Source organism: Bacteroides sp. 43_46, assembly GCF_001915455.1.
Classification (GTDB): Bacteria; Bacteroidota; Bacteroidia; order Bacteroidales; family Bacteroidaceae; genus Bacteroides; species Bacteroides caccae.
The window spans coordinates 25,151-49,069 of record NZ_MNQN01000127.1 but is presented as its reverse complement, the minus strand read 5'-3'; the positions used below and the strand labels follow the sequence as shown (position 1 = coordinate 49,069).

Genomic DNA, 23,919 nt, shown 5'->3' with positions numbered 1-23,919 from the left:
ACGAAACCATAATTTATTCCGGCTTCGTGCTCACTCTTTACTTATATACTGCAATCAGGCAGTACTATTTCCATTCGCTGTGCTGTTCCAACATCGGGTTTGTATCAATCTCACTTTGCGGAATAGGCCATACCAAATCTTGTGCTCCACGTAGATTATTGCGTTCGACTGCTCCGAAGCCATAGAATGACTTGTCTTCCTGCATACGTTTCTGAGCATTCTCAAAATCTTTCCAGCGATAAAGGTCGGCAAAGCGTAAATCTTCGAAGGCCAGTTCCACACGGCGCTCATGGCGTACAATGGCGCGTAGTTCATCTTGTTCCAGATTAGTTCCTTCTACCTCTTCTACAGCAGGCATACCTACGCGGTCGCGGACTTCATTGATATACTTGGTAATTTCCGCTTGGGAGTAACCGCCTTTTTCAATCATAGCTTCAGAGAGTGACAATAGTACCTCTGCATAGCGGATGACATAGAAATCTAAGCTACCGTCATATTCGTTTGCCGTATTTTCGGGAGTAAACCATTTACGGATACAGCATGTGGAGCTGGCAGGTAAGTTGTTAGTGTACAACTTTCCGTTCCATTCCATTCCCGGAAGCATCAATGTTGCCTTCATACGAGGGTCGCGGTTCTCATAACGTCCCATATCCGGATTCTCTTTTGTATGAGCTCCTTTGTCAAGGCTACCCTTAAATAAAGGAGACTTGTCAATAGGTAATCCATCCGTGCAATAAAAATCATCGCATAAATTCATTGATCCTTCGATGGCATTCATCGGAGCAGACCAGCAAACTCCAAAGCAATTACCTTCACCCAGTCCCGGGCCTTTGTAGTGAACACTCAGTAATACTTCACCAGCTGTTTCATTGGCTTCCTTGAATAAGTCTGCAAAGTTAGCTGCCGGGTCGCTGCCGTCTCCCGATTTGAAAAGTTGTATTTTACCAACAACGTTTTTGTAGGCATTTATAGCCTCGTCCCAATGCTGGTTGAAAAGGGCTATCCGTCCCATAATAGCGTAGGCCGCTTCTTGAGTCAGACGTCCTGTCTGTGCTTTTCCTATCACGGGGATCTTAGGAATCCATATTTTCAGATCTTCCAACAAAGAAGAGATAATCTGGCTGCGCTCCGTTTTGGGTGCTTGGGCTTCTGACAGAGTGAGAGGTTTTGTCAGATAGGGTACATCGCGGAAAACAGAAGTCAGATTGCAATACATCAGGGCGCGCAATGCTATTGCTTCAGCTTTGTATGCTTCTATTTTTTCTTGTTCCATTGGTATGCGTTCTACGTTTTCCACTAACATATTGCATCGCTTGATAACTTCATAATTGGCGTTCCAGTACATTGAAAAACATTCATCGGTGGTAGCCGAGGTACATTGTGAAATGGAACTACCTAGCATCCAGTTACCCCATGTGTGGTCACCATTGTCTGTGCTGGTTTCGCGTCCCAGAAATCCGAATTTCCAGCCGTCAATGTTGTCGTCATATAAGTTTTGGCTTTGCATGGCGTCGTAGCAAGCGGTCAGTGCCATCAATGCATCCGATTCGGTTTGCCAATAAGTCGTTTGGGAAGGCTGGTTCGGAGAATCTGTCTGTAGAAAACTGTCCGAACATGCGCTGGCAGATAATAACATTCCGGATAATAGTAAAACTCTGCATATATTTTTTGTATTCTTAATCATAATATTTGTCCTCCTTGTAATTAGAATTGAATGTTTAATCCAAATGAATAAGTACGCATATTGGGATGTACGTCATTTCTTGTATCACCCGATGACTTTTCCGGATCCCAGTTCTTCAACGGTGTGAACGTCAATAGATTACTTCCGGCAAAGTAAACACGGATGCTGGAAATACCAACTTTGGCAAGTTCGGCCTGGCGGAAAGTATAGCCGAATTCCAGATTCTTCAGACGTAGGTAATCTGATTTTTCAAGCCAGAATGAAGAATAAGAATCGTTCATGGTGTTACCTAGTGCAGGCATGGGAGCATTTATGTTGTCAGCCGAATAACGGTTCACCCAACGGCTCGTGAGGTTGCCTCGAATGTCGGTAGAAGTCTCCCAACTGTAACGATAGATACCTCCCACCCCTTGCCAGAAAGTAGACAAATCGAAGTTTTTCCAAGATGCGCCCAGGTTGAAACTATAAGAGTATTTCGGGAATGGATTACCTATAATATCGCGATCTTCAGGAGTAATATTACCGTTGTCATCAAGGTCGGCGTACATGATATCGCCCAATTTGGGAGCCACACCGTTTTGTTTGATAACTTCACCCTTCGAGTTGGTACGTTGCAAGTCGGCTTCCGTACGATAGATGCCTATTGCTTTATATCCGAAATAAGCGCCAATAGGGTTGCCGATACGGTTGATTATATTGCCGTCAATTTTTTCCTCCAATTCACCCATTTCAAGGATTTCATTCTTTACACGTGACAGGTTGAAACCGGCGTTCCAAGCCCAGTCACCTCTACTGTCGGAGTAATTTACAGTCCATTCCCAACCGCGGTTACGGACTGCACCCACATTCTGATAAGGAGCGGAGAGAGAACCCAGGAAAATGCCGGGCATAGCCAGTTGCATCAAGATATCGGAAGTTTTCTTGTCGAACCATTCAAAGGTGGTTTGTATTCTGTTGTTGAAGAATCCAAGGTCGAGAGCTATGTTTACAGAGCGGGTTGTTTCCCATTTAATGTTTTCATTGGGGACGGATGTCTGTACCATACCTGCCTGCTTGTCTGCACCTTGGTCGAAGAAGTAATTTCCGCTTGCACCCAAAGTAGCTGCATAAGCGTAGTTACCAATTTCCTGATTACCTAATTTACCCCATGACAGACGTAACTTTCCGAGAGAGAAGTTTCTGTAGTCTTTCATAAACCCTTCGTTCGAGAATACCCATCCTGCAGACAATGAAGGGAATGTGGCATAACGATTGGCTTTGGGCATACGTGAGGACCCGTCATGACGAATATTGAATTCGAATAAATACCGGTCATCATAACTGTAGTTTACACGGCCGAAGAATGATTGGAGCTTATATTCTTCTGATTCCCCCGTTGCTCCCGGATTGATTGTACCTCCTTTGAGCTCATAAATATTCTCGGTTGGGAAACCCTGTATGGATGCTGTTGTTTTGTAGAAACGTGAACCGATGACCGAATGCCCCAACAGTACATTGATATTGTGTTTGTCGAATTGCTTGTTATAAGTCAGCAAGTTTTCATTTGTCCATGTTGCGTTGCGGTACCAATAATCCTCTTCCTTATTAGTCTCTCCTGCTGCCTTTACAATGTTTCCGTCTGCATCATAGCGGGCAGGAGATTTGGGAGTGTAAGACTTAGTCGCATTCAGGTCGAAAGCATAAGCAAGACTTGTTTGGAACTTCAATCCTTCCCATAGTTCAATACCGGCAAACGCCTTACCGTTGAAACGCCAATATTCGTTGCTGCGATGTCCTAAGGACATCAACTCTACAGGGTTTTTCACCATTTCGGCGCTCATTGACGAACCGTCTACATAGCCATAATGTCCGTTGGAGTACATCACCGGTACGGTGGGGCGAGTGAACCAAGATACGAAACGCATGATACCGCCTTCGCCCGAAGGAGCAACAGCGGGAGCCGTCACGTTGTTTTTGTTACCGGACAAGTTCAGCCCGAATGTGAAACGTTTGTAGCGGGTGTCAAGGTTTGAACGAAAAGAGAAACGCTCTACACCTGTTTTTACCATGATACCATCTTGGTTTGAATAAGCTACCGAGGCCATGAAGTGCGTATTTTCGCTACCACCTGATACGGACAAATGATGCTGGTGCATACTGGCATTGCGCAATACGGCGTCCAACCAATTGGTGTTTGCATAATGATCGGGATCCGAACCATCTTTCAGTTTTTGTAGAGCTTCCGGTGAGAAAGTGTCAGGGTTCACTTCGTTTCTCATAAGAGCCCAGTTATAACTGTCTACATAGTCGGGAACGATACCCGGAGTCTGTAATGTATAGCTTCCCGAGTAGGATACTTTCACTCTACTTGAGGCCTGTCCTCGTTTGGTAGTAATTAAGATAACGCCATTGGCGGCACGTACACCATAGATAGCTGCAGATGCTGCGTCTTTCAATACAGAGATATTGTCGATATCCGCAGAGGGGATTTCGGAAATTTGTGAAAGACTGCCTTCCACGCCGTCAATCAATACCATCGGGTTGTTGTTACCAAAAGTACCGATACCACGGATTCTTATTTCCGGATTGTCATTACCGGCCTGTGCACCGTTTTGAGTCAGTACCAGACCCGGAAGACGACCTTGCAACAAAGTAGCTGTATTGGCTACCGGGATGTCCTGGATATCCTTGGATGACACAGAAGCCACGGAACCTGTTAGATTCACTTTCTTTTGGGTGGCATATCCCACCACGACCACTTCGTCGAGTTTCTTGGAGTCTTCTTCCAAAGTAACCTTAAAATTATTTTTGTTTCCTATTGGGAGGATGACATCCTTATATCCTAAGAAGCTAACGACCAACGTCTGTGAAGGTTGTGCCTTCAACTGAAAAGCACCGTCCATGTCGGTGATAGTCCCTTGTGTCGTACCTTGAATCACTACACTGGCTCCGATAATAGGTTCGCCTGATACATCGTACACTTTACCTGTCACTGTGTTTTCCTGTGCATATACTGCGAAAGAGAGCAGTATAAGAACGCCCGCTAAGAAAATGCGGAAAAAGTTTTGTTTTTGTCCGTTCATAAATTTAAAGTTTAAGCAAGTTAATAAGTTCTTTATTATCTATTTTCTTGTAACTAAGAATACTTTTATCGTTTTATTTCCATTGGTAATGGCGTACCCAGTCTACTTCCATCTCTACGGGTAAGTCGGCCGGATCTACCGTACCGACCCAACTTCCTCCTAACTGCATATCGATTAGCAAATATTGCGGGATATTAAAAGGAAACTGTCCTTCTTGTTCGGTTTCAATTCGAGGATAAACAAAGTTTCGTTTTCCGTTGACATGGAATACAAGACTGTCCGGCCAAAAATCCACTCCATATACATTGAAGTCTTCGGGATTAATGGGAATAGTGTTTCCGTGTTTCGGGTTGTTTTCTATTCCTAGTGTATAGGTATAGTGCGAGTGTACGGTTTGGTAGACAATAGAGTCATGGTTCAGACGTTCCATAATGTCCACTTCTCCTCCCATAGGCCATGAGTATTTGTCTGTTTCATAAGGCAATGTCCATATAGCAGGCCATGCTCCCTTTGCTCCGTGTAGTCTGGCACGTACTTCGATACGTCCTCCGTGGAAAGCACGTTTGTCTTTGGTCCATAATCCTCCGGTCAGGTATTGGGCTGCGTCTGCCTCTGTATTGTCATTGACGATTCCTTTCAAGATTAAAAGGCCGTTACGCATTTCATAACAACGGTCGTCAAAAGACTGGGTGTTTTGCCAATCAGGTTTGCCGCGAGGTATGCGGCTCCATACACTAGTGTCGGGCTCTGCACCGTCAAAGTTGTCTTCCCACACCAATTCCCATTTGGGAGTATGAGTGCAAGCAAATATGCTACATGCTGATAACAATAAAAGTATAACCTTTTTCATACGCTTAAATTTTGGTTCATAGAATTTACTTTAAAAATTAACATTGCAAACGTATTCTATTTCTTTTATAAATGACTCAGGAATCGTATAATTCGAGTCAAATCTTGTCTAAATAGGATGCTTTTGATGATTTTTTTTAGAAAAGGCCTCTCTTTTTTAATGGATAGTTGCTGAAAAAATGAGGTGCAGATTTTTAGTGATGAGAAAAAAATGTATTTTTGCAGAAAATGAATTTATAATGTACCGTACCTTAATCATAATATTATTTCTGCTGGCAGGGGTAAAACTGCTTTCTTCTGAACACTGCGTTAATTACTCATTCACCCAACTCTCCATAGAGCAAGGACTTTCTCAATCCACTGCCCAATCTATCTTATTGGACCATAAAGGTACTTTATGGATAGGTACCAAAAGCGGATTGAATAGCTATACTCAGGAAGGGATAAAGACTTACCTTCATCACTCGGGAGATCCTCATTCTCTTCCGAGTAACTATATTAATCATTTGACAGAGGATTCTTTAGGGAATTTCTGGATAGCGACTTCAAAGGGACTAGCTCTGTATGATGATGAACAAGACCAGTTTAACACTGTTAATTTCTCCATTATTTATTCATCTGTGGGGGTTGAAGGTGGTATGTGGTTTGGTAGCGAGAATGCCATTCATTGTTATGATTACAAAAGCAAAGAACTAAAAACGATTCATATCGAAAAAGAAGAAGGCAAAGGCATTAATCCGGTGGATTATAGGATTCAGAAAATGCTTTATTTGGAAGATGGCAAGATTCTGATAGGTACCCGGAAGAAAGGAATCTATTTATATGACTGTCGCATCCGGCAATTCACCCTTTTGATTCCAAGCAGTCAGAATCTGTTGACATCGTTATACGTAACAGCAGACCATCACATTTATACCGCTTTTTATGGAGATGGATTTTACTGTTATGACCGGACAGGAAAAATGCTGAAGCATTACACAAAAGAAAATTCCGGGTTGAAAAACAATTATGTGTTGGATATGGCGGAATATAATGGTAATATATGGCTGGCAACAGACGGGAGCGGAATCAATTTATTTACTCCCCGAACCTTTCAGTTTTCGCAATTACAACACATAGTGGGGGACTATTCTTCCTTACCGGTCAATTCCATAACCTTGTTGTACAAGGACATGAAAGATAATTTATGGGCTGGAAGTGTGCGTGGAGGGATATTCAGTATTAAAGAAACGTATATAAAGACTTATAAAGAAGCTATCTTGAACAATACCAACGGCCTTAGCGAGCAATCTGTGATTAGCCTTTATGAAGAAAAGGACGGCAAGGTATGGATTGGAACGGATGGCGGAGGAATTAATCTGTATGATCCGTCTACTGACAAGTTTATCCATTTCCCCTCTACTTATGGTGATAAAGTTGTTTCTATTGCCGAAGTGTCTGAGACTGAGTTAATGGTGTCTTTATATACCAAAGGAATTTTCCTGTTCAATAAGAAAACACATAAATACCGTCCTTTTACTATCGTTGACGAAGAAACTAATAAGAAAGAATGTTTTTACGGTTATCTTCCTCTGGCTAATCAGGTGGCGGACGGTAAGATATACATAATCAGTTGCGGCACTTATGTATACCACACGCATGACCATACATTTTCGAGTACAATCGCCAAATCAAAAAATTCCCGACCGAAAAACAAAATGTGTCATTAAAACACATATTAACATAAAACAAAATGTGATTTTTGGTGCAAAATTAAAGCCTGTTTAATCATCGTTTAAACAGGCTTTAATTTTAATCTATGATCATGTAAACTGATAAATCAGGATTGGCAACAAGCGGAAGAACATCCTCATCATCAAGAACGCTCATTGCATATCTATGAATACTTTTCTTTATCATTTCCAACGTTGGTTTTTCAAGGAATATGGAACTGGCAAATGTCACCAGTTCGTTTCCTTCGTTATCGGTTCTGTCAATGGATTGTATTGCATATCGTATTATCCATGTTCCATCGGATAATTGTTCGATCGGCTTAGCCAATTTCCGGGGTAAGATATTTTTTCGCATTGCCTTTTCTTATTTGTTTTTTTAATTGTTTCTTAAAATTATATTCGTTCTTCAACACAAAAACCTCCCAATGTCCCTGAACATAAAAATATTCCCACCATGCAGGATTAATACGTTTCGCCACTTTCCGTCTTAGATTGTACGTATTGAAATGCCTCATTAATCCATAGTAGGAATTCAGGGTGGCAACAAATTTGTCCGCGTGTGCTTCCGCAAAGCCTTCCTCCGCTATTTTATTATATTTGCTGATTACATCGTATAAATTACCGACAACACGGTTTGAAATATAAATTCGACCGGGCAAAATGAATGCCCCTACAAACAAAACTCCCTTAGAATGATGCTGTATATATATTTTTTTAGGATGTAATTTAAGAAGCAGCTGCTCTTTCAGGTAACTGTCAAGCAAAGGAACAGTATTTAGAATATCTTCTTTATTACGCATTACAAAGGCGAAATCATCCACAAAACGCACATAATGCTTGATTCCCAGTATTTCGGAAACATAGTAATCAAAACAAGAACCGATAAAATTTGCGAATTTCTGCGCATGAAGACTGCCGGGGGCAAAACCATGATCCGGATCAGCATGAAACAAACTTTTATCATGAGGCAACTCATCCCATAAATGTAACGGTGATTTCCTATAACATTTATACTGTGGCTGGTGAAAGATAACAGTGCGCAATATATATAATAAACACTCTATATCGTCGCCTTTATAGTTATCCCGGATAAACAGGTCGATCATTTCCCATAACAGGGATTTGGACATTGACATAAAAAAGCTTTTGAAATCACCCTTGAAAATGTATGCGTCTTTCGTATAATTTTCACTGACTTCCATGATCATCCCATTCAGATAGATAACAGCCGAAAGTGCTCCTTCACCAATACGGCAATTTTTTGAAACATTTCCCTGTGCCTGAAAACGCTCTTCCAAAATAGGATCAAGGCGTAGATCAGCCCAATGTTGTATTACACGATCAACATAAGCGGAAGCAAAAATTTCACGAAGAACGGGCTTTTTCCGTATGAAGCATTTTGAATAATCAGGTTCGTAGCGACCGTATCTGATAGCATCCCACACGGCAACCAAATCCGTGTCATATTCAAACGAAAACTCTATGCAGTCATCTGTATTGCGTTTATTCTTGCAACAGACGTCAAATGCATGCACGATGGAAGATAAGGGTATGTCATAGATCGGTTTATCTGTTGCGGAAACGGGACGAACCCTGCCTGCGTTAGTCTTGTTGTTCGTGTTCACGTTGCCGTTGTTCATGTTCACGTACCACGCGTTCGAGGATTCAGCATTCACTGTCTTAGTCTTTCCCGGTTCATCACCGGGGGAATGCCCAATAGATAAATTAGATTGCTCTCCCATAAACTCCGTGAAGATTATGGCTCTGGCTTTACGGAAGCTGTCTTTTCCTGGGAAGCGGTGAAATTACGCCACCCTATAATTTGCTTTTCAATCGACGTAATCATCTCAATGATGTCTGCTGTCGTCTGAATATTGATCAGTTTCCGGTCTCGACATACCCTTAATAAGAGTTTCAATGTATCAAACTTAACAAGGAATTCGTTCAGGTATTCCACTCGACGCGGAAGGCTTGAATTTGCATAACGGATCAACTCGCAACAACGAAGGGCGGACATCATAAGTTCCGTACCGAATTCGTACCTGTAATTCTTCGGAAACTTGTCTCTTGCATCAAGTATCAACATTAATAACCGATACATTAATTGATAGACTGGTCTGTCCTCTGCTTTTCCCATGTTAATTTTTGATATTTTTAAAATTTTTCTTTTGCTCCGCAAAGTTAATGATTGTCAAACTATTAACACTCATTTTTTCAGAATTTTAAAACTTAAAAAGCCCCTACCGGGGCTAATTAAACGTAACTATCTAAGAGATAAAGAGTTAAAGAGATAAAGAATCTATTGCGGAAACGGGACGAACCCTGCCTGCGTTAGTCTTGTTGCTCGTGTACACGCTGCCGTTGCTCATGCTCACGTACCACGCGCTCGAGGCGTCGTATTCGGTGCTGCTCCAATACCAGTCGGCTGTAATTATATTTTGATTACCTGATACAGAGGATAATAACTCATTGATTTCGGTCTTATATTTGGCGATGGTAATGAGTTCTCCTTCGCTGGGAAGATACCACTCGGTTTTGTCTTCAAGTCCGTCCAGTTCAAGCGTACAAGCCTTATAGTTCTTTGCTGCTTCTGCGGCTGGTGCACCGACGACACCGGAATTATCCTTGACTCCTGCAGTGGCTTCTATGATAGCATCAGTATTTTGCTTTCCGTCTGCCGTTTCATAAAGCCCTTGATTACCGTTCCCGTAATTCTTAACGCCACGGATGTCCGTACCGTATGCCCCCCATTTGAAAGTACGCCCGCCTATATCGTCAGTGCAGTCGCTTTTCGCTATGACGAACTGGCGACGATCCGCACGGATACGGACACCTACACGCAGGTATTTTGAACGGTTATTTGCGCTAAGGGAATTCCATTCTTCAGCAGTAAAGAACACGTTGACACCGTCTTCGATCCGGATTGTGGCAAAGGACAGGTCAAGCAGCCCGCCAGCCCATCTGATATATTTTGCAATGTCACTGGCAGGCGTATTTTCGTTCACGTTGGTAAAACCGATCTCCTGCAAAACAGATACCTGTTCTTCTTTATTCATGCGCAAAAGCAATGCGCTTTCATTATTCTTGTCTGTCATAAATATGTACTGTTTTAATGGATTACTCTTCTGCCGTTGCCCTTACATGCAACAGGCTTGTATTTTTATTCTGTACGTTCATGTGCCCGGTATTCAAATTGCACGTCCATGCATTTGTCGTATCATAGTACGTGCTCGTCCAGTAGTATTTGTCCGTCAGGAACATGCTGTCACTGCTCCAAAATGCACGCAGCATTTCATTGATTTGGTCACGGTATCGATACATGATCATCATCTGTCCGGAAGAAGGCAAGAACCATTCAGTATCATCCTCCAGACCGTCGCCATCGAGTGTGAAGGCTTTATAGGCTACGGCAGCTTCCGCAGCGGGTGCGCCTTCCACACCGTTCGAATTTGTCCCTTTCAGGGCATCAAGGATCAGGCGTGTATCTTCTTTCCCGGTGAAGCAGGTGTACATTTTGCCCAGCATCTTTGCGGAAAGCCCGTCAATCGCTTTACCAAGACCGCCCCAATAGAAGCTGGAAGACAAGTCAGCTGCATAACACTCTTGTGCCGCAATGACAAAAGACTGCGAATGTGCCCGGATACACAAACCACGACGGATAAACTTCAACTTGTTGGCAGGAGTCAACGAGTTCCACTCCTCACGGGTAAAATACCATTTGGAATTATCGGAAATCCGGTTACATGCCACCCGCATGTCCAGCAACCCGGTAGCCCACTTTATCCGGTTAGGGAACTCGCTGGCACGCGAGTTTTCCGTAATGTCGGCAAAGCCTACCGCCTGCAAGGCTTTTACCTGTTCCTGTTTATTGAGACGCAGCAGGGTTGCGCTCTGTTCTTTTGTACTCATGTTATTTGCTGTTTACTATATCGTTAATATCCATATTTTCTTCCGCAAACCGTTGAAGGTATTCTTCATAGGTTTCACCATTATAATAGTCCATGATTTCACCCACATTATCCAATGTGACTTCGGGATAATAGGGTTCTCCGCCATACGCTTCCGCATTAAACCAGTCGATGATCTTGATATAAGCGTCGATTATGGTGCTGACGGTCAGACCTTCGAAGCCGTTCCGGATCGCTTCTATATCCGAGTTCTCGATGACTTCATCCAGCAGATAGTTCCCGGTAAGTACGGGCTTCTCTACCTGATTACCGTTTTCATCCAGTCCCCCGATACCGAGTTGCAGGATTTCCAGCACTTCCGAACCGTTCCCGATGAAATCACGGTTTGTGATACGGATATGGCGGAATACGACATTACCTTCCTGCGAATCGATTATGTCGCGGATCATCTTTACAACGTCGATAAGCGGGCAGTTTTCCACGCGCAGTGTGGTGATGTTCGGCATGGATTCAACAACGATGCCTGTGTCCGCGTTCAGCCCCTTATAGCTCAACTTATCGAGGTTCATCAACTTGAACTGTGTCATGGTGGTCGGCAGTTCCGCATATTGAACCGGACAGCCGCCTACAAAATTGATAATCTGCAGGGAACTGCCGTATGCCAACAGGCGCAAAAGGCGTGTTGCCCCGGTCAGGTCAAGAGATACCAGCTTTTTGAAGTTCTCAACGTTCAGGAGTCTCATGTACGGTTTTTCACCAAGCGGGAGGTCTGTGACGCTATTGTTGGCATATCCTTCGCGTTTGCTGCCGAACACCAGTTCCTCGACACGGATCAACGTAGTGAAGTCTTTTGCCTGTGTACCGTCGATGTTGACAGTGCTCAAATCACCCAAAGACTTGATCTTCGATGCACCGATGATATAGATCGCGCTCGATGAGTTTGAACCGTCGAAATGGAATGTCACCTTTGAGCCGTCTTCTTCCGCCCATGCCCCCTGTTGTGCGGCTGGCGTATTGAAGCCCGCCCACAATTTCCATTGCTCGCTTGCGGTCACTTCGATATTGATGTCCTCACCGATGGCGCGGAACATGCACATATTATCCGCCTTCAGGATCGTGCTGACACCGAAATAAGCGTCAAGGAAGTCATAACGGGCAGACACATAGTAATGGCGGTAAGGGATACCCATACCGGAGATCACGTTGAACGCCTGACCGCCCGGATTGGTGATATACTTCGCCACGGAATCACGGCAAGCGACGATCGCAGGGATCAAGAGGTGGTCTTTTTCTTCCGATTCACGCAGAACGGCTTCGTAGGAGAAAGCGGACTCGCCACCCGGAAGGCGCGATGTGCGGATTTTCTCCGCGGTCGCTGCAAGTCCGACCTGATCATAACGCCACATGCCTTGCCAAACGACGCTCATACGTCCGGCAAATACGTTTTCCCCCTCCATGACGCTGTCAAGCATCACGTTATACGGAAGTTTGAAGATACCGGAATTATTCTTTCCGTTCGTACTGTCCGAATCATAATCGTGGTTCATGTACCAACGGTAAATACCGTCCGGGCAGAGGTACAAAGCCCACATGCTGTTTTTCGATAACTGGTCGACGCCTGAATGATACAGGATACGGACTAGGTATGCGCGGAAAGAAGCCACGCTGCAATACTTGTCCATTTCCTCAACCAGCTTCCGGTATCGGTTTTCGAGCGTATCGCTGACCTGTGCACCGTTGATACTGATTTTGCCGCCTGCCATACGGTTCTTCGGGTTACATGAATACACCCATTCGCAGAACTGTTTCCAGTGGTACGGTGTCTTCTTTCCAAGCGCATAGGCAAGGTTCATGCCGTCATCGTCCGGTGTACGGAATTCAAAGAACATCGTCCATTTGGGAACAAGGCTTTCCGTTGACAGTTCCGCACCGTACAAGCCTTTCACCCACTTGCTGTGCGTCGACTGCATAGTCATGAAGTTGTCGATATCATCGAAGATGCACATACCTTCATAATCAAGCATTTCAACACATTCAACCGGATTCAGGACACGTCCGGTAACGACCGTTTTCCTGCCGTTGAAAGAGATTGTTCCGGTAGTGTTTTTCCATGCCCCGTCGACGTATTCCATGAACTTGTACGAAGCGTCCGTCGATTTGGAAAGCATGTAGATCGTATCCTGATCGTAGTCGTCAGCATGGGACATGAAATAGGATTCCGTCACGTCCGGAAGGTCGGTGAAGTCGCCATAACTCAAACAGTCGGCATTGTAGCCGGGAACATCCTTGAAGCCGAAAGTCGGTGGATTTCCCTTGTCAATGTTCCAGTCACCGCGACACCAAAAGTACGCGTCATTGATATTTCCGGTATCTGATTTGAAGACAAGCACACTGTTACCGTCAATACTTGTACGCAAGTCCAGCGTGTTGTTTTCATCCGCATAGTACGCGTTCTGCGCTGGGGTCATATATTCCTCGCCCAAAGCCTTCTGCATATCGTTATTGATACGGGAAATCGGGGTGTTTACCTTGTCGGGTGATGCATAGTTGACCTTCAGGCAAACCTTGTCGAATGGAATAGTCTCACCACGCAAAATGATTTTCTTGTTTACAATCGCGTCGAGCAAAGCCTGCGGAGCCCGTTCCGGATACATCGCACGGATAATTGCCTTTTTCAGCTTGTATTTCCTGTTCTTATAGGTTGGATAGAAGGCGGATGTCGTACCCTGATTGGTCGTTTCCACGTTCTCGAAAATAAGACTCATACCTTTGTCCTTGCAGAACAGATACAGGTCTGTATATATCTTGGTGGACGTGTCCGTTACGTTGTCAAGCGTTTCAAGTTTATAGTCCCCGTGTGGCATTTCGACCAGACAGTCGCACATTTCAAGTGCTTTGTTCAGGTCGATTTTATTGTCGGTTAGGATATCGTTCTTTTTGTTCAAAGCGATCATTTCGTCCGTATCAGATTTACCGATCACAAATTCATCGTTAATCTGTTCGTCCGCCATTTCCTTTTCCCAGGAGAGCAAGCGGTACATATACAGTTCCCCGGCTGTTCCGGAGAAGCTGATTTGTTCGGACTGTTTGATCGCGCTTTGTCCTGCCGTATATTTGGATGCGCCAATCAGGTCACCGTCACAATATAGCTTGGTATAGCCTTTGCCGTCCTCTTCCGCATTTGCCTTTTCAATGACGAAAGCAAACTCGTAGATGTCGCCCGGCTTGAAATACCGTTCGATCAGTTCAGTTCCGAGTGCTTTGAAGTACACACATTTTGAAGTGATACGCCACCCGATTTGGTTTGCTTCGTCCCAGCATGACACGACGTTCGCGTCAGGATCGGCAGCGTTCTGCGTCTTTATCTTGATGATGGTAGTCGATCCGGTCTGCTCAATGTTGGTACGGTTATAGGGACGATAAGTACACAATGCGGTGGCATCATCCGAAACCTTGAACGCCTTCCCTTCGTTCTTGTCGGTGACAAAGGCATTCGTGGAATAGTTGAACCCGTTCTGCTTCATTTCATAAAGTCCGTACAGCCATGACTTGTCCTGATCCGAATTGTCCTTGTCTGCCGGATTGAAATAAATCATATAGCTGGAATCACCATTGATGTCAATGACGGAACTGTTAACGGAGTACTCAATCGTATTGCTTTCCCCAGCACCGCATTTCCCGTAAATACCCAACGTATTCCTGATATTGTCCGCAATAGTAAAGCCATCGACACGGGTGGACAGATTGAATGTACTGTTACGTCCTACTGATACGGTAGTCAGCACTGTATCGGTTTCACTGTTGTCTCCGGTAGAGGTATTGGCAACTTTCGCGACCTTGTGTATTTCGACATGGGCATCGGTAGCGACATGGCTGGGATCATAGCACGCCACTTCGATGTTCAGGTTTGCATACTTCTTGACTGACCATGCCGTTTCCGTTTCTTCGGAATGCGCAAGCGCCACGATAGGCATAAGACTTGACGGGTTGACAATCATCACATCAAAGAACTGGTAGTTCGACCATACGCCCGATTCCACGTCCTGTGCGACAATCCTGACAGTATATGCACCATGTTTCAGTCCCAAAGACGAAACGTTGATTTGCAAGTCCTGTGAGCGTGTGGAAGCCACGCTGGTTTGTGAGATCAGCTTCCATTCGTCGCCTATTTTGATATGTGCCGTAACGGTTGACTTATTGGCGGAAGACAGTTTGAACACGTCCGTCATGGTGATGAGTCCCGAACCTTCCTGCAATGTTTTGTACAAAGCCCATACACGGGAAAGTTTCAGGTTTACAGCCGTGACGCTGATTGTCTTCTGCGCGGTATTTCCCCCGTCATCGGTGGCAACGACCACAAACTTGCGGTTCATCGCTTCGCTGAAATAGCTTTTAACGGAAATCGCAAAAGTGTAGTCCGTATCTGACGGGGAACTTTCCCGGTTCACGTTGAACGTTTCAAGCGTTTCCCCCGTTGACTTGTCTTTCAGTTGCAGGGTTTCGATATTGTTGTATGAAACCATTTCACCCGATCCGGTACGTGACAGGATCGCAAGCCTGATTGTCAGGTCGTCAGTTCCGAGTGCGGCATACAGGGAGGTCTTTTGCGGATAGATATACACGATTGTCCCGGCAACGCCCCCACCGCCACCAGTTCCGACTGCAAAGGTGAAACCGTCGCCCAGCGGAAACCCTTCCGCGTCCTTCATGTACACACGCACCGTTCCGTCTTCCGCCTGTTCGCCATCCACGTCGACGGGCATGGCATCATAGACCGCACCACCTGCTACCGGGTTCACGCTGTCCTTGATGATTTCGGAATCGGTTTCGACTGTTCCCCCAGCGGCAGAACCGAAGTCGTTCCATGCCGCCAAGTCATTATAATCGGCACGGGACGCGCACAACTGTTTGGACTCGAATGTTTCCTTTCCGGTGCGGTAGATGATAACCACACCGGGTTTGATGCATTCCGTTTCATTTGCCGTCTCGTAAGCTGTCAGGGCATCGATAGCCGTTTGAAGAATATAGTATCCGTTTGATAATGGCGCAATTTCATCGACCAGCAGCACTGCGCCTTTGCCCGTCATGTCGCCACCAGCACCACCGAAGTCCGTCCAGTTCGCTTCTGTGGCAAAGCCTTCAAGGGATGATCCGGCAAACTGTTTGGATTCCCATTCACCTTCAGCAATTTTATAAGTCAATACGATACCCGGTTTGCGGTAAGTGACATTATCCGCATTCTCCCTTTCCGTAATTGCGGCAATGGCTGCGGACAAGGAATAGACAGAGCCGCCACATATTTCGTTGACATTGATAACGGACAGGGCTTTGTTAGCCAGCGACAATGCTGAAGACGCGGTAGCCTGTGCGTCTTCAGCCGATTTCTTTGCCGCTTTTGCAGCCAAGTCCGCAGACGCGGCTAACTGTATCGCGTCGGAGTCGGCAGAAAGCAAAGCCCCGGCAAAGTAGATGTAGGTCTTGTTGCCGAACAGGTATATTTTATTCTCGTGCGGGTGTGTGCGGTCGGTATTCATATAGGCATCAACACCTTTCCAGCTTGGATAATACTTGTTGTCAACGAAGCAGGCAAATTTACCCAGACTGGCGAGAAATACAATTTTACCGTCTTCAGTAGGCGCATTGGACTGCTCCAACACAATGGAAGAGTCGGTTACTATTTCGTCGAAGCGTTCTGTTGAGTGATGTACGAAATCTACCATTAATGAAGACACGTCCTGTGATGTGCTGTCGGCATCGTCAGAAAGGCTTTTAAGTTTACCCCATACTGTCCCGTCTTCGCTTTCCGATTCCGTGCCGATATTATCGGACAGCTTTCCGATATTTTCATTCGCTTTTTTAGCGGATTCCGCAGCTTCGTTGGCTTTCTTTTGTGCAGCATCAGCCGTATTCTTTGCCGTTTCTACATCTTCTTTTTTTGCATATACGGAAAGGTTGCCTGTCGTTGAGACAAGTTTCCACCCCGGATTTTGAAAGGCGTAGATGTTACCATTGTCGACTGCATCGGGGGTATTCTCGTCATACACCGTCACGATCTGACCGAATTTCAACGGCTTTCCGTCAGAACCGACCGGGGAAGTACTGTCCGCGTTCATCTCCGCGACGGTGGTGTATGTGTTACGAATCCCCAACCCGATCTGGTTTTTCTCCGCTTCGTTGATGACATCCAGCGTTTCATCAATCAAGCCGCCCACTTCTTCAGGTGATATGGATAAGGAATCTTTCTTTGCCGAAAGTTCCTGTGCCCGTCTTTTTAATTCGTATATTGTTGCCATTATCAGTTAAATCTTTAATGTATCCTCGATTAAAATAGTACTTGCAGGCATTTGGACAAGTGGGCTGCCATCTGCTGAAGCTATATAACAGTTGCCGTTATCGAATGTGAGTTGAACAATCATTGATTGTGGATTATCCCATGAATCTGCATACGACATCGATAGACTGAACACTCCGGAAATATTCTTTACAGACGAATCAAATGTACATAATCTCCGTTTGCCGTTCACTTCAGGAGCTATCATGGAAGTTCCTGTATTGGCAGCAGCCAAGATATTAAAATAGACAGTTTCATTGCCCGTCTGTTTTGCCCGGTATATGATTTCTGCTTTTCCGGAAACGACTTCACTTAGGGATAACTGGGCTTTCATGTCCTTTTCTATTATGGTCTTGTCCAAATAATCTGTGACAATAGCCAATATTTTGTTCCTGAATGTTACTACATCATTTCTGCCTACATACATATCTGACTTTGTATATGTTGTTGACAGTTTTACATACCTGCGCTCATATACTTGCGCTTCGGAATTGTCCGCAAATATTTCATTTTGAAATTTTTCCTGAACAACCACCCAGTATACTGGTTGTGATGTAGGCACAGTAAGAATATCCGGTTTTATCGGATAAACTTCATCACCTATCACGATATATCCATTTCCGACAATAGTATACACTGTATTGGAACCAAGGATTTCCGTGCTGACCGGATCGCTTAACAGAATATGTTTCTCTCCCAGTTTCATCCCGGAACAAATGGCTTTCAATACGTCTGCTGTGGATTCTTGCATAAATTCCAAATCATCCAAATAAAATGGCTGTCCGCCTTCTTTAAATAACAGTTTATTCATATTCGTATATTTTAAGGACGTAGGTTCGTCCGGCTGGTTTATAATAGTCAATCAAGTTTTTAATCTCATTCTCATACGTTGACAGGAACGACGGTATGTTCACCATGTAATTTCCCGAATAGTTCCCTTCACCGCGCTGCTGGATGTGTTTCTTTCCCACTCCTTCACCCCGTTTATACAGGTAGGACGGGATTTGCTCTTCCCTGCGGTGATACAGGTACGATTCTTTTCCCGCAATATCAGTGATGTATATTTCCCTGTTTTTCAAGAAAAACCTGTCGTTCAGCACTTTCTCGATATATATCACCTGACCGTTTATATTCAGCTTGTTGATAGCCTGTTTACGGTAGCTTTTAAACAGGGTGTAAATGAAGATTAAAGGGAGAAGGAAGATGGATATGATTGCAAATATCTTCCTTTTCCTCAATGACGGACGAAGCACATACTGCGCGTATTTGATAATGTCAAAATCATACCACATAAGTCAGGGAGGTTTCAAGGCTGTTCAGGATGAAGCACCCGGCTACAGCCGTATAGTTATTATTTTTAATTACGTTATATTCCGTAGCGGATGCCGCTTTTGCGGCACATTCTCCAAGTTCGACGTCCAGTACGCCTTCAACCCTCTGTATCGCGTCAACAAGTTTTGTCTTATTGAATTTACCGCCATACTCGATACCTTTCAGATAATCGTTGATGGCGGCAAGTACTGGTTTACTACCATCCGTCAGGCGGATACCGGAAGCGTTGATAACCATAGGATCGACTTCTATGGTCGCGTTGATACGGATGTCATCTGCCGGAATTGACTGTATCGACAAGATTACCCCGGCAATCTTGATCGAATTCATATAGCTTTTAAATGCCGTCAGAACGTCCCCGGTCAAAGGACAAGGAAGTCCCCCCTCATCTCCGGACACGAGTATCTGAATACTTCCTCCGCGATCTTTGACTGCCACATACTTGACAAGCTGTTTGGTTTTGTCGATAACGGAATACCGGAACTGGTATTTCTCCGGATCATAGACCAGCGGATCACCATACTGGAAAGCCAGCGCACTGCTATGATACCATCGCACGGTCGGTATGATATTGGCGTCAATCCGTTCCTCCACGTCCGATTTGAACTGGTCAAACATTTGCTCTATGACGTGCGCTGTTGCCGCAAAAATGTAAAACAGGGTACTTTCTATTGATACGGGGGAAAACACCGAATCAAAGTCGGCATCACCCGTGATGCCATACAGGTCACGGATAATGCTGTTTGACATATAGGCATCCGTCATTTCTTTCTTTATTTCTGCGATTGTTCTAGCCATTACTTAAATTGTTCGGTAAACTGTTCGGTGAAAATTCTCAATCGTACCGCATTTGAGGCGGTTTCAGAAGTAGCCGGACAAACGGAGTTCCGCTGGCAGTAATCAGCCAGTTCACTGTTATAGACCTTTTCCGGGGTTTCGATTTCCTGTCCGGCTTGTAGGGTGTCCGTTATGCCCATATCGTTCGTCCTGGCAAGCATGAAAGCCGCTTCGATTGTACCATATTCCTGCACGGCTATGTCCAGCAGGGTTTGTCCGGCTTGTACTACAGTTTTCATCTTACATTTTTATAAATAAAAAATACAAATGCAATAAAAAAGGCTGCTATTACGGCTTTTGCCCACGGAGGAATGTACGCGACCTTTTCAACGACCTTTGTATCATTCCTCTCCTGTTTTTCCAGTTGCTCCTTCAATGTCAGCAGGGTTTCCTGAATTTCCTGTATTTGTACCTGAAGTTGTTCATTATAGGTTTCTTTCTCCTGTCTGGTAGACGTTCCTGTCGCTGTCTCCGTGGAGGTCGGGTATTGTTTCCCGGTCGAATCCGGTGGCGAATAGTTCGTCTTCTGCCAGTTGAATTCCATTTGCTGCATCATCTCGATCATTCGCTCAACATTCTTGTTTACGCTGACCTGCGCTTTGTCTGTAGAAACTTCTTCCTGTTCCGTCTGCTTCTGTTCCGTGTTATCCTGATGGACGGTCGTGTCCGTTTTGGACGATCGGCAGGAACAGACGGACAGCACCACGATTGTGAGTAAAAAAACGAGTATCTTTTTCATTACGGTCGAACGATTACAGGTGGTAAAAATGAGGTAAATTCACTCTTTACGTCGAAGCAGGGACATTCTTTCATCCACTCGCATTTTTCGACGATGCCGTTCCCGTTCTTGTCCGGACTGGTATCTCGATGCCCGAGGATATCAATAATGTCGTGGCGGTGGCAGATGTCCTGAACGAGCTCGCGCATCGCTTTCTTCTGTGCGTCCGTCCGGGTATCCTTTGCCTTGCCGTTCTTATCCAGTCCGCCCTCATAGCAGATACCGATTGAACATCGGTTATAACTGGTTTTCTCACCGGGAACGATAAAGTTATCATGTGCCCCGATTTCGTTTTCCGCACGCATGGGAATCACGCGACCGTCTTTCCGGATATAATAGTGGTATCCCCATTTTCCAAAGCCACGGGCTACGTGTGAATCATTAATTTGCTTCTCTGTGAAATCTTTGTCCTCGCGTGTTGCAGAACAATGAATGATAATGTATGTAGGTTTATTCATCTTTCTTTTCCTCCTTATTTTCTGTTTCGTCTTCTCCTTGAATGTATTTCTTATACTTGCATTTATACCTGTAATCAACTCCGAAGAGTGCGCCTGCAAAAGTCGAAACTTCGCCATAGGCGACTAAAACCGAGTTGTCAATCTGTCCCGTAGGTACTACCCAAAATCCGCAAAACAGCAGGATCATTCCGGATACGGACAGGAAAACTGCGATCCATAACTGTACGTGTAGTCTTTTCATGATACATACAGGTTATAGAATCAGTCGGAAAACTATCCATACCAGTAATATGACCACATCCGCCAACAATGCCCCGCGTACCGTCGCCCGGATGTCTGCCATATCCGGAACATCGTCTTTCGATTCCTTCCATTTACCAGCCAGCCATGCGGATACAGTTCCCAAAACCATGCCGCCCAATACGCTAGGGAAGCTCACCCCAAACAGGAAAACAGATGCTACCACGCACACGGCTAAAATGAGCATCCCAATCAGTCCGTGAATGATTTTGTCTACTCCGAACTTTTTAATCAGATCGTTACTTGCTTTCATTTTCAATCATTTTAATCGTTAGTAATTTCAATATTTATTTTATCCACCAGCTCCGAATAGTCAATGCCCGCGCGTTTCAGGTGGATTTTCATTTGTTTCTCAATGGCTCTTTTATCAGCCTGTGAACGGATATACCGGATCAGGTTCGCACCCAGCACCGGGTCTTCTTTCAACTCACCCTGATTCAGCTCAAGCACGATTGCCGCATTTTGAATCAGAGTGTCACCGATTACGAACCCGGTCAGCCCGTCTTTTCCCTTATGGGGGACAATTCTGATATCACCATCCTTGTCGAGTAATAGTCCTTTCATTGCTTCACCCTTTCGTTTTCAATGTCCCTGACCTGTGTCTCTTTTAGTGATTCCGAAATGTAGGAAGACAATGCCGTTTTCAAAGCCGATCCCCCGTCGTTCGGTACAGGTGTCCATCCTGACAATTTCTGCTTCAATGAATTGATGTCCTTTTCAATCAGGTTCAGCCGTTCCGTCAGTTCCCCGACTTTTACCAGTCCGCCCAATGTCCCGCCATTCAGCACAATTTCGTCCACCTCATCAGCAGAAATCAGGAAGGCGTCAGTCTCCTGTCCCTCGATGATTCCGACCAGACAAGTTGTTCCCGGTTTCGGATAGATGCATAATGCACCCATTCCCAACTGGACATCATAATATTCAAGCTGGTCAATGACCCCGGTCACATCCATTGCCTTGTTTTCTTTATCAACCTTGTCTACCGTTACCCAGCGCAATTGCGCCTGTCTAGCCCCTTCGCGCCATTTTTCAAGCGCATCACGTAACTGTTCATCCGTAGTCATTCCGCACGTCCTCCCAACTCTAATTTTTGCCTGTATGTAGCATCGTCACTGAAATCCTTTGTCACCTTCTCAACGTAATAGTATCCGTTCATTTCCGGAGTTATTTCACTCTTCAGGTCAATCGTTATACCGTGGCGGACGACAGGTATCCCGAACAGTTCGACGCCCCCGCGGTACTTCTGCTTTTTAAGGCTTTCGTAGAAATCTCTGGCGAACTTCTTCAGGTCTTCGACCTTGACGGACTTTCCTTTTTCATTGTAAGTCAGGTTATAGACCTCACTTCCTTCCGTTCCGGCTTTTGCTTCCAGTTTCTTGCCGCCAGCACCGATGCTGACAACCTTGACCTGAAACTCACCGTTGGTTTCGTTCAGGTTCTGACTGACGGCATTTTTTTCCAGTACGATTTTCACCTTTTCGGTGTCGACCTTTTCGGAATAGACATTTCCGCAATACAGGACTTTGCCGATGAAATAGCAGTGGAGGTTGGTTTTCTTCCGGATGTCATTCAGGATTTCCGCGACCGTTCTGGAAGAATACCGTACCGCACCAAGTTCAGCATCATAGTTCGTCTTCACCTCATAGCCTTTGGCAACGTCTGCAAGCAGTTTCTTCAGTGTGACATTCTTTGCGGAATAGGACACTGTTTTTCTTTTCAGGTTATACATTTCGTCCTCGCACCGGATCGTCACTGGAACACCCCAGCCGATCAGCGATATATATCCTTCAAATTCCGTGTACAGGTTGGAATCATATCCGAGTTCAATCTTCACCTGATCCCCGGCAGACAGCAGTTCCTTCAGGTCTTTTCCGGCAAAGTATTTGATACGCCTGGGAAGGACTATTTCTGCAGAGTCTGTCAGCATCTTCCATGAACTTTCGATGTGAACCGACGAAATCGTATAGATGACCAGTTCCTCGCGTCTCTTGTTTGCCGGGAATGTGATCCGGCTGCACATCATATAGCTCATAGTGTCAGTTCATAAGGGTTATCACTCGTTGCTTCTATCGTGAACGGAACTACGCTGCTGTTTCCCTGAATCGGATTGAACGAAATGTTATCAATGACAATGGAGTAAATTTCCTTGTTGTTGAAGATGCTTCCCGTAACTCCGACCGCTTCCGTCACTTTGCGGAACTTGCAGAGCGCGTTCACTTGTTCGGCAACCGTCTTATAACCTTCCCGGCTTTTGTCTGCTATGCAGAATCCCCGGATATTGATTTTCCAGTCGTCGAGCCCGTAGACTTCCTTTACAGTTCCGTGAACACCCAATACCTTCGTTTTTGAACAGTTCATCGAGCGCGAAAAGTCCACGATCGTTGCATACGGCATCGGAAAACTAGCCATATTCATCGTGCCGCGTGACCCGTCCGGATTATAGGTGCTGTATTGCTTGTTACCGTCAAGGGTAAACGTCCCGATGACCGGAGTCCCCATCCAGCTGTATGCTTCGGCTTCGGCATCCGGAATCGTTGTCACTCCGATGTATTTCCCCGGATCGTAATCCTGCAGGGTTCGTCCCCACGGAAGATAAATCGGGGATGAAATCCCGAAGACCTCCGTGAACAATGCACCAATATTTAACGCTGTATTTCCTGTCATAACT

General features: G+C 45.0%; 22 protein-coding genes. 1 reads left to right on the top strand and 21 read right to left on the bottom strand.

What is annotated here, in order from left to right:
- Positions 1-64 precede the first annotated feature (64 nt).
- From BHV72_RS15600 to BHV72_RS15590, 3 genes are all read right to left on the bottom strand, one after another.
- Positions 65-1,684 carry a RagB/SusD family nutrient uptake outer membrane protein gene (locus tag BHV72_RS15600; protein WP_005679520.1) on the bottom strand — a complete coding sequence of 540 codons (1,620 nt, stop codon included), beginning with the start codon at positions 1,682-1,684 and terminating at the stop codon, positions 65-67.
- A gap of 20 nt (positions 1,685-1,704) precedes the next feature.
- Positions 1,705-4,746, bottom strand: coding sequence for a SusC/RagA family TonB-linked outer membrane protein (locus BHV72_RS15595; protein WP_055256231.1), 3,042 nt, complete (start codon positions 4,744-4,746; stop codon positions 1,705-1,707).
- 73 nt (positions 4,747-4,819) lie between these two features.
- Positions 4,820-5,596: a glycoside hydrolase family 16 protein gene (locus BHV72_RS15590; RefSeq protein ID WP_005679517.1), complete on the bottom strand. Its 777-nt coding sequence runs from the start codon at positions 5,594-5,596 to the stop codon at positions 4,820-4,822.
- A 238-nt stretch (positions 5,597-5,834) separates the two neighbouring features.
- On the opposite strand from BHV72_RS15590, the gene BHV72_RS15585 reads away from it, so the two are divergent.
- A complete protein-coding gene (locus tag BHV72_RS15585) occupies positions 5,835-7,304 on the top strand; it encodes a ligand-binding sensor domain-containing protein (RefSeq protein WP_286856585.1) in 1,470 nt (489 codons plus the stop codon).
- An 82-nt stretch (positions 7,305-7,386) separates the two neighbouring features.
- Here the strand turns inward: BHV72_RS15585 and BHV72_RS15580 are convergent, their stop codons facing one another.
- From BHV72_RS15580 to BHV72_RS15495, 18 genes are all read right to left on the bottom strand, one after another.
- Complete coding sequence (locus BHV72_RS15580; RefSeq protein ID WP_008766343.1) at positions 7,387-7,662, bottom strand: hypothetical protein; 276 nt, start codon at positions 7,660-7,662, stop codon at positions 7,387-7,389.
- Positions 7,628-9,049, bottom strand: coding sequence for a reverse transcriptase family protein (locus BHV72_RS15575; RefSeq protein WP_008766342.1), 1,422 nt, complete (start codon positions 9,047-9,049; stop codon positions 7,628-7,630). Before BHV72_RS15575 ends, BHV72_RS15580 begins: the two co-directional genes overlap by 35 nt.
- A gap of 14 nt (positions 9,050-9,063) precedes the next feature.
- On the bottom strand, positions 9,064-9,444 hold the full coding sequence (locus BHV72_RS15570) for a four helix bundle protein (protein ID WP_008766341.1): 381 nt from the start codon (positions 9,442-9,444) through the stop codon (positions 9,064-9,066).
- 145 nt (positions 9,445-9,589) lie between these two features.
- On the bottom strand, positions 9,590-10,402 hold the full coding sequence (locus BHV72_RS15565; RefSeq protein WP_286856581.1) for an Lcl C-terminal domain-containing protein: 813 nt from the start codon (positions 10,400-10,402) through the stop codon (positions 9,590-9,592).
- A gap of 22 nt (positions 10,403-10,424) precedes the next feature.
- Entirely contained in the window at positions 10,425-11,216 is a 792-nt protein-coding gene (locus BHV72_RS15560) for an Lcl C-terminal domain-containing protein (protein ID WP_008766339.1), read from the bottom strand.
- A gap of 1 nt (position 11,217) precedes the next feature.
- A complete protein-coding gene (locus BHV72_RS15555) occupies positions 11,218-17,508 on the bottom strand; it encodes a hypothetical protein (protein WP_008766338.1) in 6,291 nt (2,096 codons plus the stop codon).
- Positions 17,509-17,514: 6 nt separating this feature from the next.
- Positions 17,515-18,357 carry a cupin domain-containing protein gene (locus tag BHV72_RS15550; RefSeq protein WP_008766337.1) on the bottom strand — a complete coding sequence of 281 codons (843 nt, stop codon included), beginning with the start codon at positions 18,355-18,357 and terminating at the stop codon, positions 17,515-17,517.
- Positions 18,350-18,838, bottom strand: a complete 489-nt coding sequence (locus tag BHV72_RS15545; protein WP_008766336.1) for a hypothetical protein — start codon at positions 18,836-18,838, stop codon at positions 18,350-18,352. The genes BHV72_RS15550 and BHV72_RS15545 overlap by 8 nt, the downstream gene beginning before the upstream one ends.
- Entirely contained in the window at positions 18,828-19,676 is an 849-nt protein-coding gene (locus tag BHV72_RS15540; protein WP_008766335.1) for a hypothetical protein, read from the bottom strand. The genes BHV72_RS15545 and BHV72_RS15540 overlap by 11 nt, the downstream gene beginning before the upstream one ends.
- Positions 19,676-19,954, bottom strand: a complete 279-nt coding sequence (locus tag BHV72_RS15535; protein ID WP_008766334.1) for a LysM peptidoglycan-binding domain-containing protein — start codon at positions 19,952-19,954, stop codon at positions 19,676-19,678. The genes BHV72_RS15540 and BHV72_RS15535 overlap by 1 nt, the downstream gene beginning before the upstream one ends.
- Positions 19,951-20,454, bottom strand: coding sequence for a hypothetical protein (locus tag BHV72_RS15530; RefSeq protein ID WP_008766333.1), 504 nt, complete (start codon positions 20,452-20,454; stop codon positions 19,951-19,953). Before BHV72_RS15530 ends, BHV72_RS15535 begins: the two co-directional genes overlap by 4 nt.
- Complete coding sequence (locus tag BHV72_RS15525; protein WP_008766332.1) at positions 20,454-20,951, bottom strand: N-acetylmuramoyl-L-alanine amidase; 498 nt, start codon at positions 20,949-20,951, stop codon at positions 20,454-20,456. The genes BHV72_RS15530 and BHV72_RS15525 overlap by 1 nt, the downstream gene beginning before the upstream one ends.
- The gene (locus BHV72_RS15520) at positions 20,944-21,192 is read right to left on the bottom strand and encodes a hypothetical protein (RefSeq protein WP_008766331.1); all 249 of its coding nucleotides are present in this window, start codon (positions 21,190-21,192) and stop codon (positions 20,944-20,946) included. The genes BHV72_RS15525 and BHV72_RS15520 overlap by 8 nt, the downstream gene beginning before the upstream one ends.
- Positions 21,193-21,204: 12 nt before the next feature.
- Positions 21,205-21,504: a hypothetical protein gene (locus BHV72_RS15515; RefSeq protein ID WP_008766330.1), complete on the bottom strand. Its 300-nt coding sequence runs from the start codon at positions 21,502-21,504 to the stop codon at positions 21,205-21,207.
- Positions 21,505-21,515: 11 nt separating this feature from the next.
- Positions 21,516-21,815 carry a hypothetical protein gene (locus BHV72_RS15510; RefSeq protein WP_008766329.1) on the bottom strand — a complete coding sequence of 100 codons (300 nt, stop codon included), beginning with the start codon at positions 21,813-21,815 and terminating at the stop codon, positions 21,516-21,518.
- Positions 21,812-22,315, bottom strand: a complete 504-nt coding sequence (locus BHV72_RS15505) for a hypothetical protein (RefSeq protein ID WP_008766328.1) — start codon at positions 22,313-22,315, stop codon at positions 21,812-21,814. The genes BHV72_RS15510 and BHV72_RS15505 overlap by 4 nt, the downstream gene beginning before the upstream one ends.
- Positions 22,312-23,283: a hypothetical protein gene (locus tag BHV72_RS15500; RefSeq protein ID WP_008766327.1), complete on the bottom strand. Its 972-nt coding sequence runs from the start codon at positions 23,281-23,283 to the stop codon at positions 22,312-22,314. The genes BHV72_RS15505 and BHV72_RS15500 overlap by 4 nt, the downstream gene beginning before the upstream one ends.
- Entirely contained in the window at positions 23,280-23,915 is a 636-nt protein-coding gene (locus tag BHV72_RS15495) for a DUF6046 domain-containing protein (protein ID WP_008766326.1), read from the bottom strand. Before BHV72_RS15495 ends, BHV72_RS15500 begins: the two co-directional genes overlap by 4 nt.
- Positions 23,916-23,919: the final 4 nt, after the last annotated feature.